Origin of the sequence: Elizabethkingia occulta (assembly GCF_002023715.1) — a bacterium.
Taxonomy (GTDB): domain Bacteria; phylum Bacteroidota; class Bacteroidia; order Flavobacteriales; family Weeksellaceae; genus Elizabethkingia; species Elizabethkingia occulta.
In genome coordinates this window covers 1-18,191 of sequence record NZ_MAHX01000006.1, presented here as the reverse complement: position 1 = coordinate 18,191, position 18,191 = coordinate 1, and the positions used below count along the sequence as shown (strand labels likewise).

Genomic DNA, 18,191 nt, shown 5'->3' with positions numbered 1-18,191 from the left:
GCATTTTTGCATCATAAAATCAAAATAAATTTAAATGAATCCTAACCAATGTTCTTTTTGTGGAAGAAAAAGAGAGGAAGTTGAAATATTAGTGTCAGGTAATAGTGGTTATATCTGTAATAATTGTATAGAACAGGCTCATGCGATGATTGCCGGTTCCGGGAAAAACTCACTTAGTCCTGCAGATTACGATATAGATGATCTGAAAAAGCCAAGAGAGATCAAAGAATTTCTGGATGACTATGTTATAGGTCAGGATCAGGCGAAGAAACAATTATCAATTGCCGTATACAACCATTATAAAAGGTTGATGCATGCCGGAAATGCTGACAGAGAAGTAGAATTGGAGAAGTCTAATATACTGATGGTTGGTGAAACAGGAACTGGTAAAACGTTATTAGCAAAAACTATTGCAAAAGAGCTTAATGTACCTTTTTGCATCGTGGATGCAACAATTCTTACAGAAGCAGGTTATGTAGGAGAAGATGTAGAAAGTATTCTTTCCAGACTTTTGATGGTTGCCGACTATGATGTAGAAAGAGCCGAGAGAGGAATTGTTTTTGTAGATGAAATAGATAAGATTGCGAGAAAGTCTGATAATCCCAGTATTACCAGAGATGTTTCCGGAGAAGGTGTTCAGCAAGGTTTGTTGAAGCTTCTTGAAGGGAGTATTGTAAATGTACCACCACAAGGAGGTAGAAAACACCCGGATCAGAAATACATTCAGGTAAATACTCAGAATATCCTGTTTATTGCAGGTGGTGCTTTTGATGGTATTAAAGAAATCATTGAAAGAAGGCTAAATAAGCAGGCAATCGGTTTTAGCAGTGAGAAAATCAATAAAAAGGATGATGAGGAATATATCCTGGAAAATATTAATGCTATTGACCTTAGAAGCTTTGGATTAATTCCTGAACTTTTAGGGCGTTTCCCTATCATTACTCACCTTGATAAGCTGACAAAAGATACGATGATCCGTATTATGAAAGAACCTAAAAATTCGATTATTAATCAGTTTATAGAATTATTCAGAATGGATAATGTTAAGCTTGAATTTACAGACGAAGCTATTGAGGCTATTGTTGAAGCTACGATGGAAAAAGGATTAGGAGCGAGAGGTCTGAGAGGAACTACAGAAAAGGTTCTGGAAGATTATATGTATGATATCGATCAGACTTCTGAAGTTATCCTGACAAAAGAAGATATAAAAAGTAAACTGAAATAAGTATATCTGAAAAAAAACTTAATACGTTGTAAAACCTACAGAAATGTAGGTTTTTTTTATAACTTTAGGTCATGAAAAAGAATTTCTTAACGATAGCACTATTAGGGCTTTTTTCGATGACATCGGCTCAGTTTACTGTTCAGGTGGGAGTCCCTTCAGATTTTAAGGCGGATAACGCATTTCTGTATTCATATAATGGTTCCAAAGAAGTTATAGCAGCTAGTGGAACAAAATCTGCTAACGGATGGGATTTTAAGGTAGATACGCCTTATTCCGGCCTGATGAAGGTATACTTTCCGGATGCTAATACAGCTTTTATGCTAATTTCCGAAAATGGAAATGTTTCTGCAAAGACGTCATTGACAAATAATAAAATTTCGAGTGTAGAATTTTCGGATAATGCCAATAAATTATTTGCAGATTATCAGGGAATAGCAAAAAAGAAAGAGCAGATCCTTCCTGTATTGCTTCAGATGCAAAATTTCTATGAGCCAAATTCTGAATTTGGAACGGCTATGAAAAAGGAAATATCCAAGCTTTCTGCATACAAAGATGGAGATATGGGACAATATCCTTTTTTAAAGTACTATACTCAGAATCTTCAGAAGTATGTAGATGGAAATCAGGCACTGAAACAGGAAGATTATATAAAGTTTATCAACAATTCTCCTGAATATCTTGAATCTTCGGCGCAAATCCGACAGGTGCTTTACAATTACCTTTCATATTCCAAGAAAGAAACTATTAATAATGATGTTGCAAAGCTGCTAAAAACTGTAGATGTGGAATCTCCAAGAGGGCAGATGGTATTATCTGAACTTATTGATTTCTTCGATATCTATGGAATGGAGGAACTAAAGAACAAATATCTTACAGAGGCTAAGGCTCTAAAATGTACAATTTCAGATCGTCTAACGGCTACTATTAAGTCCAACGAGAATGTAATGCTGGGGAAAGTAATGCCAGATTACAAATTTGCGAATCCTTTAAATACAACAGCTAAATCATTGCATGATGTAAAAGCCAAGAAAAAACTTATTATGTTTTGGTCTTCCACATGTTCTCACTGTGAAGCCGAATTACCTAAAATTATCGAAAATTATAAAGCATTACAGGCAAATGGAATTCAGGTTATCGGATTATCTTTAGATTCTGATCCAACTTCTTATAATAACAGGGTAAAATCTCTTCCTTGGATTAATGATAGTGAATTGAAAGGCTGGAGCAGCAGTGTTTCAGAGCTTTACAATGTTCACGCAACGCCAACATATTTCCTTTTAGATGCAGGAAATAAAATTATTGCCAAACCAAACAACTTTTCTGAAGCTTTATCTTTAATAAAAGTGAAATAAATTTTGGTGAGTTGTAAATATTTTCTATATTTGCACCACCAAAACGGCGAGGTAGCTCAGGTGGTTAGAGCGTTGGATTCATAACCCAAAGGTCACGGGTTCAAGTCCCGTCTTCGCTACAAAGTCTTCGGAAGACAAAAAATACATCGCGGGGTGGAGCAGTAGGTAGCTCGTCGGGCTCATAACCCGAAGGTCGCACGTTCGAGTCGTGTCCCCGCTACTAAAAGGAGAATCAGAATTATCTGATTCTCTTTTTTTATGTCTAAAAAGTAGATCTATTTGCAATAATGGGGGTTTTATAGATATAAACTTACCCATATAACCGTCTAATCGATTTTATTTATAATTTTTATAGGAATAAAAATGTTTTTTTATTTTAAAATACTTGTTTATATCTGAAATTTTTGTACTTTTACATCGCTTTAATCGGGTATCCTATTGCCCACGAAGCAATAAATTTTTTTTCATCATTTGTGTTTTTGGGATTGCATCTATTGGTGCAATCCTTTTTCTTTATGATGATCTAATAATAAGTAAATGAAGTAGTTATATGTAATGCTTCCATCCTGTCTGTTACTTTTAAGAAAAAGGTTGTTGGTGAAAGAGAAAAAATCCTGAACCTTTCCTTCGTGGTCCTTATAGAATTTTTTTTCAGTCTTATAATCATTCATTAACTCTTTTGGGAGATTCTTCAGGAAGTTTTTACTATATTTCAAATCTTTTTTAGATATATTAAATAATATAGTTTTCAAAGCATACCAGTAAGCACTGTATTTTAGCTCATAGCTGGAGGAATTTTCTCCAATGATAAAAGCGATAAAGTTAGCTTCCTCCTCTCTGGCAAAGCCTATCTGATGTGCTGTTTCGTGAGAGAGTGTAAACGGAGTGTAGGTAGACGGTAATTCCGGATTGTATTGAGATTCGGAGCTGAAAGGATTGTAATAGCCCAAAATACCTGTATAACTCATAACGCTTTTATAAAGGCTTGATTTTAGCGAAATATCAATACTGCTGCCTTTTCCGTATGTGTGAGCAATTATTTGCTGTTGCGCCTTTATTTCTGCTTCTAAAGCTGTCTTGGATTCTATCTGAAAAGATTCTGAAGGATGAGCTTTACGAAGTATAATGCATTGCTGTAAATAATATTCAGCAAGAGGCTTTAGCTTTTCAGTGTCAATCGTCTGGATTTTGTCTCTGCTTAGCAATGGCTTCTGAAAATACAACATTCCCCATAAGGACTGGTATACGAAATATAAAACGTTGATACTAATCAGTAAGGTTAATAAGGCTCTTTTCCTGCTTTTTTTTCTGATTGATAATACAACTAAGACAATTAAAAAAATGCTCAGAAGCAGATAAAATGCATCCCCCGTAGAAAAGGGAATATGCTTAATAATTCCTACCCGGATTTTCTGAGTGGCAGAAAATAATTTCTCAAAAAACAGGACACCCCTCTCCGTCTTGGACAGCAAAAAGAATATAAAAAATTGGGCAAGCCAAAGGCCTGCCCAAAATCTTTTCTTATATATCAGCTTATTCTTAGTGTCCACCACCTGCAGCTGTTTTTTCAAGATCAATACCCTGACTCTTCAGGATTCCTTTTACCTTAATTGCATAGAAGATTAGGTATAGGAAACATACTACATCTACAATATAGCTTAAATGTATACCTATTGAATCTGCAAGGTAACCTTGTAGCGGAGCAATTAGACCTCCACCCATAATCATCATGATAAGGAAGTTAGAGCCTTCGTTGGTGTGCTTACCAAGTCCTGCAATTGCCAAGGCAAAAATACAAGGCCAAAGCGTACTGCAGAATAATCCTACACTTGTATAAGCGTATACAGATACCATTCCGGAAGAAAGCATACCGATAACTAATGCTGTGATACCCATGAAAGAGAAGATCATTAGCATCCTTGCTGGATTACCTTTAGAAAGGATATCTGCAATAATCATAACAAGAATAATCGCAGGATAAATTTTGAAAGGAGTCAGATCATGCTGAGCAATAGCATTTACAGTAAGGAAAACACCAAAAGCCAGATAAGGTGCAATGAATTTTGCAATTTTCAGTGTTATTCCCTGTAGATTAAATGCTCCAACGGCACCACTCCAACGGCCGATCATCATACTTGCCCAGTATAGAGATATAAACGGAGCAACATCTTTTGTATGGAAACCTAATTCTTTTTCCATATATGCAGGAAGATTACTTGCTGTTGCAACTTCTACACCTACATATAGGAATATAGCAACCATCCCCAATACTAATTGTGGGTATTTTAGTACAGAAGAACGAGGTTGTTGTATTTCATTAGCTTCTTCTACTTCATGTGTTTCAGTAACGCTTGGTAGAGAAGAGAATTTCAGGAATATAGCAGCTAAAACAAAGGCTGCACCTAGTACAAGATAAGGGATTTTAACGCTTTCAATATCTGCATTTTCATTTGCAGCAGCAGCAGAGCCAAAGATGGCAAAAGCAACAACTAATGGTCCGATAGTGGTACCAAAGTTATTGATACCTCCGGCCATTGTTAAACGCTGAGAACCTGTTTGTGCTGGTCCAATAGCAATGGCTAACGGGTTAGCTACAGTTTGCTGTAAAGAGAAACCTAATCCTACTACGAAAAGTGCTGTAATCATCAATGGGAATGAATGTGCATTTGCTGCAGGGATAAAGATTAAAGATCCCGCTGCAGATATTAAAAGGCCCAGGATAAGACCGTTTTTATATCCCATTTTGTTTAAGACATCGTATTTTAAAATTTTTGATATCGCTAAGTATAATAATGTTCCTACCGTATAAGCGATATAGTAGGCAGATGCTACAAGTTGGCTTTGGAAATTAGTAAGGTCAAATGCCTTTTTGAAAACGGGGATCAGAATATCATTGCTGGCTGCGACAAAGCCCCAAAAGAAAAAAACCACGATGAGCGACGCAAATTGTCCCCAATTGGTTTTATTACGGTAATCGAACATATTTATTAGTTTTTGTTAAAATTAAATTTAGTTAACACAAATATAGATTATTTATTTATACAAATGCTTTTGTACATTAATTCGAACGCATTTTTTTTCATTTCATCTTTACTTTCATTGGGTTGTAGTATGTCATTTAAGATTACTTTTACTTTTCCGGGATGACCTTTTCCGCTGTCAAACGGAAACATCTCTTTTAGCCCGATGAATGTATATACAGCAATGGGGAAGTGATGTTTAGAAGACAGAGTGAATGCTCCGTCCTTAAACTCATCCAGTATAATAGATGTGTCATCCGGAACTCCACCTTCAGGGTAGATTACAATATTTTGTCCATCATTCATTCTTTGGGCGCATCTGCGGTATACATCCGTTCTGCTTCTAATGCTTGTGCGGTCTACCATTACACATATTCTTTTATATATAGTGCCAAATATGGGAATCTTAACCAGTTCCTTTTTGCCGACGAAGCAGATAGGATGCTTAGGGTGTAAGATGCACATTAGCATAATATCCATAACAGAAGTATGGTTGGATATAAATACATATTTCTTTTCCGGATCGATAATCTTTCTTGTTGGTGATGTTAGTTCATACCGAAATCCCATACCGTAGAAAAGGATGATACACCATATACGCATGAAAAAATAGCATGCTCTGAAAGTCTTTGTACTAAAAGAAAGCGGATATACTAAAAGTCCGCAAAGTATAGTGGCAATAATAACAATAATAAGAAACCAGATTCGCCAGAGATAATTAAGAAGCTTTGTCATTACTATTATTTTCAGCCGTTAAAGATAACCCTCTTTTTAATACTAAAATTAAGTACGGAAATAATAACAATAGCCAACGCTTTGCTGAAGATAATCGGACTTAGTACATAAATACCCAGATCAATAGGATCGTGGAAAAGATTGTTAAAAAGAAGATTGAATACAATAAGGCTAAGGATTGTTGAAATAAACGAAACCACCATAAAGTATGTAAACTCTTTTTTCTTGGAGTGCTTGCCCCTTTCGAACACAAACCAAATGCTCAGAAAATAATTGAAAATAATAGCACAGGTTGTGGAAAGAATATTACTGAGCGGATAAGAAATTCCGTGCCATTTAGTTTCAGCCGGAATATATTCAGGAATATAATAACTGAAGACTTTCATAAGCCCAATCTCTACGATAGCGCTCAGTCCACCCGCAATAATGAAAAATAGTATTTGCTTTTGTTTAATTATAAATGCAACCATTAAAAAATGAAATTGTGCAAATGTAAGGCTTAATGTTAAAATGTAATAAGTGTATGTTAAAATTGATTGGCGAATGAAAAATATTTTTACATTTAACTATACGCAACCCAAAATAGCAAAAAGATGAAAACTTCCGTTAATTCAGATAAATTCATAAAATACCACGATAAAATCCGAGAATTGGAGGATCAAAGCCCCCGATTTAAACAGGTTTTTGCAGAATATGAAATTTTTTCAAGAGAATTATGGAATTTGGAGACCAGTGATGATGGCGAACCTGTTCCCGATGATTTTCTGGACGCTTTACATTTACAAATGTCATATTTGGAGGACGAAATAAAGGACTGGTTACAATACCGAGAAGATTCTGATACAGAAGTCGTATAATTTTTTTAATTTAGCGTCTTAAAAATTTTATACATGATAGCAATTGTAGACGGTGGCTCTACTAAATGCGACTGGGTGATTCTTAAAGCTTCAGGAGAAGAAGTCCTGAGAACAACAACTAAAGGATTCAATCCTAATAACACAGCAGCGCATTTAATTCCTGTAGAAATCAACAAAAATGAAGACCTTGAAAAAATAAAAGAAGACATCAAATATGTGTTTTTTTATGGTTCAGGTTGCGGAGTAGAAGAGAATTGTGTCATTGTACAGGAACAACTTCAGGTAGTTTTTACAAAAGCAGATATTCTTGTTAAAGAGGACCTTTTAGGAGCAGCCTACGCTGTTTACAGAGGAAAACCTACCATGGTTTGTATCTTAGGAACTGGTTCCAACTCATGCTACTTCGACGGAAAAGATATTAAAGTAGAATTGCCTTCACTAGGATTCCTTCTTGGGGACGATGGTGCGGGAAGCTCTATGGGAAAACGTATTGTGAAGAATTTCTTCATGAAAAAATTGCCACCATCACTAGAACGCGAATTTATAAAAGAATATCCTGAACTAAACATAGAATTGCTTCTGCAGAAGATGTACCATGAAAATACTATGGTAAATGCCTACTTTGCAGAGTTTAACAAGTTTGTAGCTAAATGGAAAGAACATCCGTTTATCCAGAATCTTATTTATGAAGAATTCAAAAACTATGTAGAGTTCCAGCTTCTGCCTTATGGCGAAGTAAAAGATGCTGAAATTAGTTTTATTGGTTCCATTGCTTATGTATATGGTGATATCCTGAAGACTGTTACAGCTCAATATAATCTGAATTTTGGAATAATTGTGCAACGTCCGATTGTTAATCTGGTACAATACCATGTAGATCACATCTTTCCAACTTTAAAATAATAAAATAAGAATTAATGAATCAACGAGATCAAGAAAGATTGAAGCAGGCGGCTCTCGACTATCATAAGGCCGAACCGAAAGGCAAAATAGAAGTAATACCATCCAAACCTCACGCATCACAAAGAGATTTGTCGTTGGCTTATTCTCCTGGAGTAGCAGAACCATGTATGGAAATTCACCACGATGTTTCCAAAGCATACGACTATACAGGTAAAGGTAATCTGGTTGCTGTTATTTCTAATGGTACCGCTGTATTAGGACTTGGTGATATTGGAGCAGAAGCTTCAAAACCGGTAATGGAAGGAAAAGGGCTTTTGTTCAAAATATTCGCAGACATCAACGTTTTCGATATTGAGATCAATGAAAAAGATCCTGAGAAATTCATTCAGGTAGTTAAGGCAATTGCGCCGACTTTCGGAGGTATTAATCTTGAAGATATTAAAGCACCGGAAGCATTTGAAATCGAAAGAAGACTAAAGGAAGAATTGAACATTCCTTTGATGCACGATGATCAGCATGGTACTGCGATTATCTCTGCAGCAGCTTTACTAAATGCTTTAGAAATTGCTGATAAAAAAATTGAAGAAGTAAAAGTAGTGGTAAACGGAGCAGGAGCAGCAGCTATTGCTTGTACCAAACTTTATATTGAAATGGGACTTAGAAAGGAAAACGTTCTAATGTGTGACTCCAAAGGAGTAATCAACCACAAGAGAACAAACCTTACTCCTGAAAAATTAGATTTCATCGTAGAAACAGATATCGAAACATTAGAAGATGCTGTAAAAGGATCTGATGTTTTCATCGGGCTTTCTAAAGGAAATGTAATGTCTCCTGAGATGTTACTTTCTATGAAAGAGAATCCAATTGTTTTTGCTTTGGCTAACCCAACTCCTGAAATCGATTATAATCTGGCACAGGAAACTCGTAAGGATGTTATTATGGCAACCGGAAGAAGTGATTTTCCTAATCAGGTAAACAACGTATTAGGATTCCCTTATATTTTCCGTGGTGCATTAGATGTACAGGCTACGGCAATTAACGAAGCAATGAAAATTGCAGCAGTTTATGCAATTGCAGAAATTGCGAAGAAAACTGTACCAGAAATGGTAGTGTTAGCTTACAACGCTAAGAGCCTTAGCTTTGGTAGAGAATATTTTATTCCAAAGCCATTTGATAATAGATTGTTGACAGATGTTTCTATTGCTGTTGCAAAAGCAGCTATGGAAAGTGGTGTAGCAGCTAAACCTATTGAAGACTTCGAGGCTTATGAAAATAGTCTGATCGACAGAATGAATAAGGACGAGAAGCTTCTGAGAATGATGCAGAATCGTGCTAAATCCAATCCGAAGAGAGTAACTTTAGGAAATGCTGAAGAATATAACGTACTGAAGGCAGCTCAGATTCTTGCTGAAGAAGGTATTGCGAAGCCAATTCTTTTAGGTGATAAAACACTTATTGAAGAAGCTAAGAAGAAATTCGGTATCGATATAGATCTTCCAATTGTAGATCCTAATGCAGACGATCAGGAAGAAAACAGAAAGAAATACAGAGAAACACTTTGGAATCTTCGTAACAGAAAAGGTATTAACGAGTACAAAGCAAAGAGATTTGTAAGAAACAGAGACTATTTCGGTCCGTTAATGCTTCGTCATGGCGACACTGATGCTCTTGTTGTCGGATTCTCTAAAAACTATTCTACAGTATTAAAGCCTGTTCTGGAAGTAATAGATAAAGATCATGGTGTAAGTAAAGTTTCTGCTATGATGATGATTCTTGCAAACAAGAAACAATACTTCTTTGCAGATACATCTATTATACAGGATCCTACTTCCGAAGATCTTGTAAATATTGCAAGAATGCTGGATCATACAGTAAGATCACTGGCAATAGAACCAAGAATTGCAATGTTATCTTTTGAAAACTTCTCAGGATACTCCGAGACTTCTAAGAAAGTAGCAAAAGCTGTACAAATCCTTCATGAGAAATATCCTAAAATGGTTGTTGATGGTGAAATTCAACCGGATTTTGCAATGAATAGCGATCATTTAAGCGATTATCCATTCTCTAAATTAGGTGAAACTCCGGCAAACTGTTTTGTTTTCCCTAATCTGGAATCTGCTAACCTTTCATACAAAATCATCAGAGGTATGAAGGTTTCTCAGACAATCGGACCAATCTTGATGGGATTAAACAAACCTGTACATATTGTACAAATGCGTTCCAGCGTAGATGAGATTGTTAATCTTGCTACAATTGCAGTGTTGGATGCACAGATCAAAGAAAAAAGAGAAAGCAAATAAGCTTGACATATTTATATAAAAGCATCTTTCCATTGGAAAGATGCTTTTTGTTTTCATGAGAATAATTTTATATTTATAAAAATTTAAAATCAAGATGATTAATTTTCTAAGAGGAAAAGTACATGAACTGACACCAACACATGCGATTATAGATGTTAATGGTATTGGTTACTATGTAGGAATCAGCCTGCAGACTTCACAAAAGCTGTCACAGGGAAATGAAGCATTTCTTTATACCCAGCAAATTTTCAGAGAAGATGCTCAATTGCTTTTTGGCTTTAGTACACCAATAGAAAAAGAAGTTTTCAATTTGCTAATCAGTGTAAACGGAGTAGGAGCCGTTTCAGCTTTAATTTTACTTTCATCTTTAGATATTCCGGATATTGCCAGTGCCGTACTGAATAATCAAAGTGTTGTTCTGCAAAAAGTAAAAGGAATTGGTGCTAAAACTGCAGAAAGAATTATTGTTGATCTGAGAGATAAAATGTTGAAATATAGTGATGTGAATGAAGTATCTCTGAATAATACTGTAGACAATAAGATAAAAGAAGAGGCTCTTTCGGCATTGGAAGTTTTGGGTATCTCCCGTAAAATGTCTGAAAAGATAGCAGATAAAATAATAAAAGCAGATCCGGAGATAAATATTGAAACACTTGTAAAACAAATACTGAAAAGTATTTAATACATTGTAAATGTTCTATATCCATAATCTGTCCGCGTAACTCCTTTAAAATTTAGCGGATTATGGTGTTGTAAATTTTGCAACATGCATTTTTTGAATTAAATTTGACAAATAATAAAAATTAAAATGAATATTCCTTCAGAATTAAAGTACACTAAAGACCACGAGTGGGTAAAAATTGATGGCAATGTTGCTGTTATCGGTATTACAGATTTTGCACAAGGCGAATTAGGAGATATCGTTTTTGTTGATGTAGATTCAGTAGATGATGATCTTGCTTCAGGTGAGGTTTTCGGATCTGTTGAAGCAGTAAAAACTGTTTCCGATCTTTACTTGCCTATCGCTGGAAAAGTAATCGAATTCAATGCTGAATTAGAAGATGCTCCGGAATTAGTAAACCAGGATCCATATGGAAAAGGATGGATTATTAAAGTTGAGATAGCTGCTGATGCCGATACTTCAGAATTACTTTCTGCTGAGGATTATCAGAATATAATTGGATAAGATAACTAAAATATCCCGTAAGATTTTGCCCATTTATTGGGCATTTCTTACTTATTTACTACTTAGACCAGGTTCCGAAGAAGGGGAACATTGGTTTATGTTTCCTTATTTTGATAAGGTAGCACATATGGGAGTATTTGCCGGATTAGGATTTTTACTAAGCTTGGCATTCCCAAAACTAAAATTCTTTACCTATATCCAAATCATGCTATGCTTTGCTTTCCTTACTGAAATTCTTCAGGACGAAATGCGTTTGGGCCGGGCAATGGAAGGATTAGATGTGGTTGCCGATACGACAGGCGCTTTAATAGGCTATCTGGCTTACTTATTCATATCCAAGAGACTACAAAACTTACAGAATCCTGTTAATAAATAAACTTAGCATCCGGTTAAGTTTTTATATCAATTTTTTACCTCAGATTACGACTGAAAATAAGCTTATTTCAGCTCTTCGCGTGTTTGAGATGTTGATTTTTCATTTGAATTATATTCACTTCCCTGATCAAGATAGCGTTCCTTTGGAGAGCGCTGTGAATATTTATAATTATAATCTATAGAGATAAAGCTCCTAATGGAGCTTATCATTAGTTATGATGAACTACTATAATATGAGAAATCTGAAAGATACTCCGGAGGAGCCTGATCTATGTAAAAAACAGATGTATCAAAAAGTAAGTATTCCGGAGGAATACTATCTCATAACAGTAATATTTTATCCATCTCCTCCAGGATTTGTACCTGATTCAGACAAACATAGTCTTTAACGATTTATTAGATTGATGATTTTTTAATAAAAATCTATAAGAAATATAGTCTTTTATATTTGCAATAGTTTCAGAAAGCATTCGCTTCTCCGTGAATTTAGAATCTGATTTTCAATATACTACTACAAGCGCCATATCCATAATTAGTTTTTAATTATAAATATATATAATATATAATTACGGTTGTTTTATTAAATAATAATCAATTAATTTATTTGTTTTATATCAATGATTTATCAAATCTAACAAGTGTTCGTGAAAATTAAAATTCAAAATTTCTGAAAAAACATTTGGTTATTCCAAAAAACCTCCTACCTTTGTCCCAACAAAACCTAAAAATAAATCTTACTTAAATAATTAAACACTCGTGGCGAGATTAGTCATTAATATTATTGTCATTATTATTCAGAACAAAAGTTTTGGATCGGGGCGATATGTGTTTAAGTAAGTAGGTATAAACTTATAAAAGCAAAAGCGGCTTTCTCGATTCAAGAGGAAGCCGCTTTTTTTATGGATAAAATCGAATAACGAAAGCGAACAAAAAATTAAATAACAAGTAAGTAATGGAACTAAACAAATATTCAAAGACAATTACACAAGATCCGACACAGCCGGCAGCACAGGCTCAGTTATATGCTTTAGGCTTAACAGATGATGATTTAAGAAAAGCGCAAGTTGGGATCGTGAGTATGGGATATGATGGGAACCCGTGTAATATGCATTTGAATGGTTTATCACAACATGTGAAATACGGTGTATGGGAGAATGATCTGGTAGGACTGATTTTCAATACAATTGGTGTAAGCGATGGGATGAGTAACGGTACAGACGGAATGCGTTATTCACTGGTAAGCAGAGATGTTATCGCAGATTCTATTGAAACAGTTTGTGGCGCACAGTACTATGATGCTGTGATCACAGTGCCGGGATGTGATAAAAATATGCCAGGTTCTATTATTGCTATGGGAAGATTGAATCGCCCGTCTATTATGGTTTACGGTGGAACAATTGCTCCGGGGCATTACAAAGGTCAGGATCTGAATATAGTTTCGGCGTTTGAAGCTTTGGGACAAAAAATTGCCGGCCAGCTGGATGAAGAAGATTTCAAAGGAATTGTGAAAAATAGTTGTCCCGGAGCAGGAGCATGTGGTGGGATGTATACAGCAAATACAATGGCATCTGCAATTGAGGCAATGGGAATGAGTCTTCCGTACTCCAGTAGTAATCCTGCACTAAGTGATGAAAAGAAGAAAGAATGTGAAGCTGCAGGAAAATATATCAAGATCCTGATGGAAAGAGATATTAAGCCAAGTGATATTATGACACGTAAGGCTTTTGAGAATGCAATTACCATAATTATGGTTCTGGGCGGAAGTACAAATGCTGTATTACACTTCTTGGCAATGGCTAAAAGCGTGGGAGTTCCTCTTACTCAGGACGATTTCCAGAAAATTAGTGACAGAGTTCCTGTGTTGGCAGATTTTAAACCTAGTGGTAAATACCTAATGGAAGATCTGCATAAAAAAGGCGGAGTACCGGCAGTAATGAAATATTTGCTGAAAGAAGGACTAATAGACGGAAGTTGTCTTACAGTTACCGGAAAAACAATTGCTGAGAATCTTGAAGACGTTCCGGATCTGGATTTTGAAGAACAGGATATTATTTATCCGCTTGAAAATCCTTTAAAGAAGACAGGTCACCTGCAAATCTTATACGGAAATCTCGCAGAAAAAGGAAGTGTTGCTAAAATCAGCGGCAAAGAAGGAGAAAAATTTGAAGGTCCTGCAAGAGTTTTTGATGGAGAGAAAAAACTAATAGAAGGAATTTCTTCCGGAAAAGTGAAAAGCGGAGATGTGGTAGTTATTAAAAATGAAGGTCCGAAAGGGGCACCGGGAATGCCCGAAATGCTAAAACCAACATCTGCTATTATCGGCGCCGGATTAGGAAAATCTGTAGCACTGATCACTGATGGAAGATTTAGCGGCGGTACTCATGGGTTTGTCGTCGGCCATGTTACACCGGAAGCTTTTGATGGTGGACTGATCGGATTAGTGGAAGACAATGATATTATTGAAATTGATGCTGTGAACAATAGCCTTACACTAAAAGTTTCTGATGAGGAAATTGCACAAAGAAGAGCAAACTGGCAGCAGCCAAAACTAAAAGTGACCAGCGGAGTGCTTTATAAATATGCTAAACTGGTAAAAGATGCATCGCAGGGATGTGTAACAGACGAAGATTAATCACAGACGATTCAAAAATACAACTATGGAAACGACTCAGATACAAGATAAAACCATACAAACAGAAAGTAAAAACTTATTTAAAGAAGGAGATACAATTTCCGGTTCTCAGGCTCTATTGGATGCATTAGTTGCTGAAGGTGTACATACTATTTTTGGTTATCCTGGAGGAGCAATTATGCCAATTTATGATGCATTGTACGACTTTCAGGATACACTAAAGCATATTTTAGTACGTCATGAACAAGGCGGAATTCATGCAGCACAGGGGTATGCCCGTACAAGCGGAGAGGTAGGAGTTGCGTTTGCAACTAGCGGTCCGGGTGCTACCAATTTAGTAACCGGATTGGCTGATGCCCAGATAGATTCAACACCACTTGTATGTATTACCGGGCAAGTATTTGCACATCTTTTAGGAACAGATGCATTTCAGGAAACTGATGTAATCAATGTAACTATGCCAGTTACCAAGTGGAATTATCAGGTAACTGATGCTACACAACTGCCAGCGGTTTTAGCAAAAGCATTCTTTATCGCGCGTTCCGGAAGACCAGGACCTGTACTAATAGATATTACAAAAAATGCTCAGTTGCAACAATTTGAATATCCGGGCTATACGAAGTGTGATCATTTACGCAGTTATCGCCCAAAGCCAATTGTAAGAAACGAATATATTGAAAGGGCCGCTGAAATTATTAATAAGGCTAAAAAGCCATTTGTAATCTTTGGACAGGGAGTCATTCTTGGAAAAGCAGAGAAAGACTTTCTCAATTTTATTGAAAAAGGCAATTTTCCGGCTGCATGGACTATTATGGGGGAGAGTGCAATTCCTACTGATCATCCGTTAGGAGTTGGTATGTTGGGGATGCATGGTAATTACGGACCAAATGTTTTAACAAACGAATGTGATGTTTTAATTGCTATAGGAATGCGTTTCGACGACCGTGTAACCGGACGATTGGACAAATATGCGAAACAGGCACAGGTGATTCATCTGGATATAGATCCTGCAGAAGTAGATAAAAATGTAAAAACAACCGTTCCGGTTTGGGGCGATTGTAAAGAAACTCTACCTCTTCTTACTAAGCTTATAAAAAGTAATGATCATAGCGAATGGCTTGCTGAATTCAGAAAGTATGAAGCTGAAGAAGAAAAGCAATGCATACAACCGGAAAAAAATCCTGAAGGAGAAGTATTATCCATGGCAGAAGTTCTGGAGGCTCTGAATGAACTTACCAATGGAGATGCTGTTATTGTAACAGATGTTGGTCAGCACCAGATGGTAGCTTGCCGCTATGCAAAGTTTAATCAAACTCGTTCTAATATTACTTCCGGTGGCTTAGGAACAATGGGATTTGGACTTCCTGCAGCTATCGGTGCTAAATATGGAGCTCCTGACAGAACTGTAGTAGCCATTGCAGGAGACGGTGGTTTTCAGATGACTTTACAGGAATTGGGGACTATTATGCAATATGATATAGATGTGAAAATATTGATTCTGAATAATGAATTCCTTGGGATGGTGAGACAATGGCAAGAGCTATTTAATGACCGCAGATATTCATCTGTAAATATTACAAGTCCAAACTTTGTAGCATTAGCCGGAGCTTATGGAATTCAAGGTAATTCCGTTAAAGTTCGTACTGATCTGAAAACAGCATTGAAAACGATGCTGGAGCATAAAGGTTCTTATTTACTAGAAGTAATGGTAGGAAAAGAAAATAATGTATTTCCAATGGTTCCGCAAGGATGTAGTGTAGCAGAAATCAGATTGAAATAATCTTTGTTTTCAATGAGAGTTTAACAATAAAGATCAAAAAAAATGAAACAACAATATACAATCACCGTTTATGCCGAAGATCAGATAGGTTTATTAGCCCGTATCACAATCATATTTTCCAGAAGAAAAATCAATATAGACAGCCTTAATACATCAGCTTCTGAAATTCCAGGAATTCACCGTTTCACTATTTTAATTGATGAGACCGAAGAAGTGGTGCGCAAACTATGCCGTCAGATTGAAAAACAAGTAGAAGTATTGAAGGCATATTATGATACAGACCAGGAAATTGTATGGCAGGAAATGGCATTGTTCAAGGTTCCGACTAAACAGGTTACTGAAAAAATGGTAGTAGAACGTTTGTTACGTGAGTACGGAGCACGGGTTCTGGCAATCAGAGAAGATTTTACCGTTTTCGAAACGACCGGACACAAGGAAGAAACGGAAAAGCTAATTAAAGTTTTTGAAAACTATGGCCTCATAGAATTTGTTCGCAGTGCACGTATTGCAATCATTAAAAAAAGTGAAGGTTTCCACAAAAAAATTAAAGAATTTGAGGCAAAAGAACCTGGCGAAGAAGTTCAGGAAAATGAATTCTTAAATGAAAACGAGAAGGTTTTTACAATGTAATTAAACAACTATAAATAATATAAAACATTAAAAATTAATAAAAATGGCAACAATTAATTTCGGAGGAGTAGAAGAAAAGGTAGTAACAAGAGAAGAGTTTCCTTTAGAAAAAGCAAGAGAGGTACTTAGTCATGAAACGGTAGCTGTTATCGGTTATGGAGTACAAGGGCCGGGGCAGGCACTAAACCAAAAAGACAATGGTGTTAATGTTATCGTTGGACAGCGTAAAAATTCTAAAAGTTGGGATAAAGCTGTTGCAGACGGATTTGTTCCTGGGGAAACATTATTCGAAATCGAAGAAGCACTAGAGAAAGGTACTATTATCTGCTATTTATTAAGCGATGCTGCACAAATCGAGTTGTGGCCAACAGTACAAAAGAATTTAACACCAGGTAAAGCATTATATTTCTCTCACGGTTTCGGAATTACTTTCAATGAGCAAACAGGAATTGTTCCTCCAAAAGATGTAGATGTGTTCTTAGTAGCACCTAAAGGTTCGGGAACGTCATTGCGTCGTATGTTCCTTCAGGGAAGAGGGCTTAACAGTTCTTATGCAATCTATCAGGATGCTACAGGTAAAGCTAAAGACCGCGTAGTGGCATTAGGTATTGCTGTAGGTAGTGGTTATTTGTTTGAAACAGATTTCAGAAAAGAAGTTTTCTCCGATCTTACAGGAGAAAGAGGGACGTTAATGGGAGCTATCCAGGGGATTTTTGCTGCACAATATGAAGTGCTAAGAGCGAATGGACACTCTCCTTCAGAAGCATTTAATGAAACTGTTGAAGAACTAACACAGTCTTTGATGCCGTTAGTAGCAGAAAATGGTATGGACTGGATGTATGCAAACTGTTCTACAACTGCTCAAAGAGGCGCATTAGACTGGTGGAAGAAATTCAGAGATGCAAGCAAGCCTGTATTCGAAGAGCTATATGAAAGTGTGGCAACCGGAAAAGAATCTCAGCGTTCTATTGACAGTAACTCACAAACGGATTACCGTGAGAAGCTAAATCAGGAATTAGCGGATCTTCAGCAAAGCGAAATGTGGCAGGCAGGTAAGGCTGTTCGTAGCCTTCGCCCGGAAAACCAGAATGTATAATTATCAATAAATAATAAGATCCCTCTCCTGTAATGGGAGAGGGATTGTTTTATAATGAAACTTTATACATATATATAAGGTATACCTTATATATATGTAT

At 36.2% G+C, this 18,191-nt stretch carries 18 protein-coding genes and 2 tRNA genes; 15 read left to right on the top strand and 5 right to left on the bottom strand.

The window, feature by feature from the left end; all coding sequences use genetic code 11:
* Positions 1–34: 34 nt before the first annotated feature.
* From clpX to BAZ10_RS04025, 4 genes are all read left to right on the top strand, one after another.
* Positions 35–1,225 (top strand): ATP-dependent Clp protease ATP-binding subunit ClpX, encoded by a 1,191-nt coding sequence (clpX, locus tag BAZ10_RS04040; RefSeq protein ID WP_078770969.1) that lies wholly within the window; start codon positions 35–37, stop codon positions 1,223–1,225.
* Between the two features lie 71 nt (positions 1,226–1,296).
* A complete protein-coding gene (locus BAZ10_RS04035; RefSeq protein WP_165689681.1) occupies positions 1,297–2,577 on the top strand; it encodes a TlpA family protein disulfide reductase in 1,281 nt (426 codons plus the stop codon).
* Positions 2,578–2,622: 45 nt separating this feature from the next.
* A tRNA-Met gene (locus tag BAZ10_RS04030) sits at positions 2,623–2,696 on the top strand.
* A 28-nt stretch (positions 2,697–2,724) separates the two neighbouring features.
* Positions 2,725–2,797, top strand: a tRNA-Met gene (locus BAZ10_RS04025).
* 271 nt (positions 2,798–3,068) lie between these two features.
* On the opposite strand, the gene BAZ10_RS04020 is transcribed toward BAZ10_RS04025, so the two are convergent.
* The 4 genes from BAZ10_RS04020 to BAZ10_RS04005 are packed head-to-tail and all read right to left on the bottom strand — an operon-like array spanning position 3,069 to position 6,802.
* The gene (locus BAZ10_RS04020) at positions 3,069–4,127 is read right to left on the bottom strand and encodes a DUF3810 domain-containing protein (protein WP_078771081.1); all 1,059 of its coding nucleotides are present in this window, start codon (positions 4,125–4,127) and stop codon (positions 3,069–3,071) included.
* Positions 4,117–5,559: an MFS transporter gene (locus BAZ10_RS04015; protein ID WP_078770967.1), complete on the bottom strand. Its 1,443-nt coding sequence runs from the start codon at positions 5,557–5,559 to the stop codon at positions 4,117–4,119. The genes BAZ10_RS04020 and BAZ10_RS04015 overlap by 11 nt, the downstream gene beginning before the upstream one ends.
* A 47-nt stretch (positions 5,560–5,606) precedes the next feature.
* Complete coding sequence (locus tag BAZ10_RS04010; protein ID WP_078770966.1) at positions 5,607–6,332, bottom strand: lysophospholipid acyltransferase family protein; 726 nt, start codon at positions 6,330–6,332, stop codon at positions 5,607–5,609.
* Between the two features lie 11 nt (positions 6,333–6,343).
* Positions 6,344–6,802: a GtrA family protein gene (locus tag BAZ10_RS04005; RefSeq protein ID WP_078402825.1), complete on the bottom strand. Its 459-nt coding sequence runs from the start codon at positions 6,800–6,802 to the stop codon at positions 6,344–6,346.
* Between the two features lie 123 nt (positions 6,803–6,925).
* Between BAZ10_RS04005 and BAZ10_RS04000 the strand changes: the two genes are divergently transcribed.
* From BAZ10_RS04000 to BAZ10_RS03975, 6 genes are all read left to right on the top strand, one after another.
* Positions 6,926–7,189, top strand: a complete 264-nt coding sequence (locus BAZ10_RS04000; RefSeq protein WP_078770965.1) for a hypothetical protein — start codon at positions 6,926–6,928, stop codon at positions 7,187–7,189.
* Positions 7,190–7,222: 33 nt separating this feature from the next.
* On the top strand, positions 7,223–8,092 hold the full coding sequence (locus tag BAZ10_RS03995; RefSeq protein WP_078770964.1) for a BadF/BadG/BcrA/BcrD ATPase family protein: 870 nt from the start codon (positions 7,223–7,225) through the stop codon (positions 8,090–8,092).
* 14 nt (positions 8,093–8,106) lie between these two features.
* On the top strand, positions 8,107–10,392 hold the full coding sequence (locus tag BAZ10_RS03990; RefSeq protein WP_059324956.1) for an NADP-dependent malic enzyme: 2,286 nt from the start codon (positions 8,107–8,109) through the stop codon (positions 10,390–10,392).
* A gap of 94 nt (positions 10,393–10,486) precedes the next feature.
* Entirely contained in the window at positions 10,487–11,074 is a 588-nt protein-coding gene (gene ruvA, locus BAZ10_RS03985; protein WP_078770963.1) for a Holliday junction branch migration protein RuvA, read from the top strand.
* A gap of 126 nt (positions 11,075–11,200) precedes the next feature.
* Positions 11,201–11,578 (top strand): glycine cleavage system protein GcvH, encoded by a 378-nt coding sequence (gene gcvH / locus BAZ10_RS03980; protein ID WP_078770962.1) that lies wholly within the window; start codon positions 11,201–11,203, stop codon positions 11,576–11,578.
* A complete protein-coding gene (locus BAZ10_RS03975) occupies positions 11,571–11,954 on the top strand; it encodes a VanZ family protein (RefSeq protein WP_078770961.1) in 384 nt (127 codons plus the stop codon). The genes gcvH and BAZ10_RS03975 overlap by 8 nt, the downstream gene beginning before the upstream one ends.
* Before the next feature lie 62 nt (positions 11,955–12,016).
* On the opposite strand, the gene BAZ10_RS18975 is transcribed toward BAZ10_RS03975, so the two are convergent.
* The gene (locus tag BAZ10_RS18975) at positions 12,017–12,163 is read right to left on the bottom strand and encodes a hypothetical protein (protein WP_165689680.1); all 147 of its coding nucleotides are present in this window, start codon (positions 12,161–12,163) and stop codon (positions 12,017–12,019) included.
* A gap of 23 nt (positions 12,164–12,186) precedes the next feature.
* On the opposite strand from BAZ10_RS18975, the gene BAZ10_RS18970 reads away from it, so the two are divergent.
* The 5 genes from BAZ10_RS18970 (at position 12,187) to ilvC (ending at position 18,091) form a co-directional block, all read left to right on the top strand.
* Entirely contained in the window at positions 12,187–12,342 is a 156-nt protein-coding gene (locus BAZ10_RS18970; RefSeq protein ID WP_165689679.1) for a hypothetical protein, read from the top strand.
* Positions 12,343–12,905: 563 nt separating this feature from the next.
* Positions 12,906–14,585, top strand: coding sequence for a dihydroxy-acid dehydratase (gene ilvD, locus BAZ10_RS03970; RefSeq protein ID WP_078770960.1), 1,680 nt, complete (start codon positions 12,906–12,908; stop codon positions 14,583–14,585).
* Positions 14,586–14,610: 25 nt separating this feature from the next.
* A complete protein-coding gene (ilvB, locus tag BAZ10_RS03965) occupies positions 14,611–16,365 on the top strand; it encodes a biosynthetic-type acetolactate synthase large subunit (RefSeq protein WP_078770959.1) in 1,755 nt (584 codons plus the stop codon).
* Between the two features lie 42 nt (positions 16,366–16,407).
* Positions 16,408–16,995 carry an acetolactate synthase small subunit gene (ilvN, locus tag BAZ10_RS03960; RefSeq protein WP_021346995.1) on the top strand — a complete coding sequence of 196 codons (588 nt, stop codon included), beginning with the start codon at positions 16,408–16,410 and terminating at the stop codon, positions 16,993–16,995.
* Positions 16,996–17,038: 43 nt separating this feature from the next.
* Positions 17,039–18,091 carry a ketol-acid reductoisomerase gene (ilvC, locus tag BAZ10_RS03955; protein ID WP_034870744.1) on the top strand — a complete coding sequence of 351 codons (1,053 nt, stop codon included), beginning with the start codon at positions 17,039–17,041 and terminating at the stop codon, positions 18,089–18,091.
* Positions 18,092–18,191 lie beyond the last annotated feature (100 nt).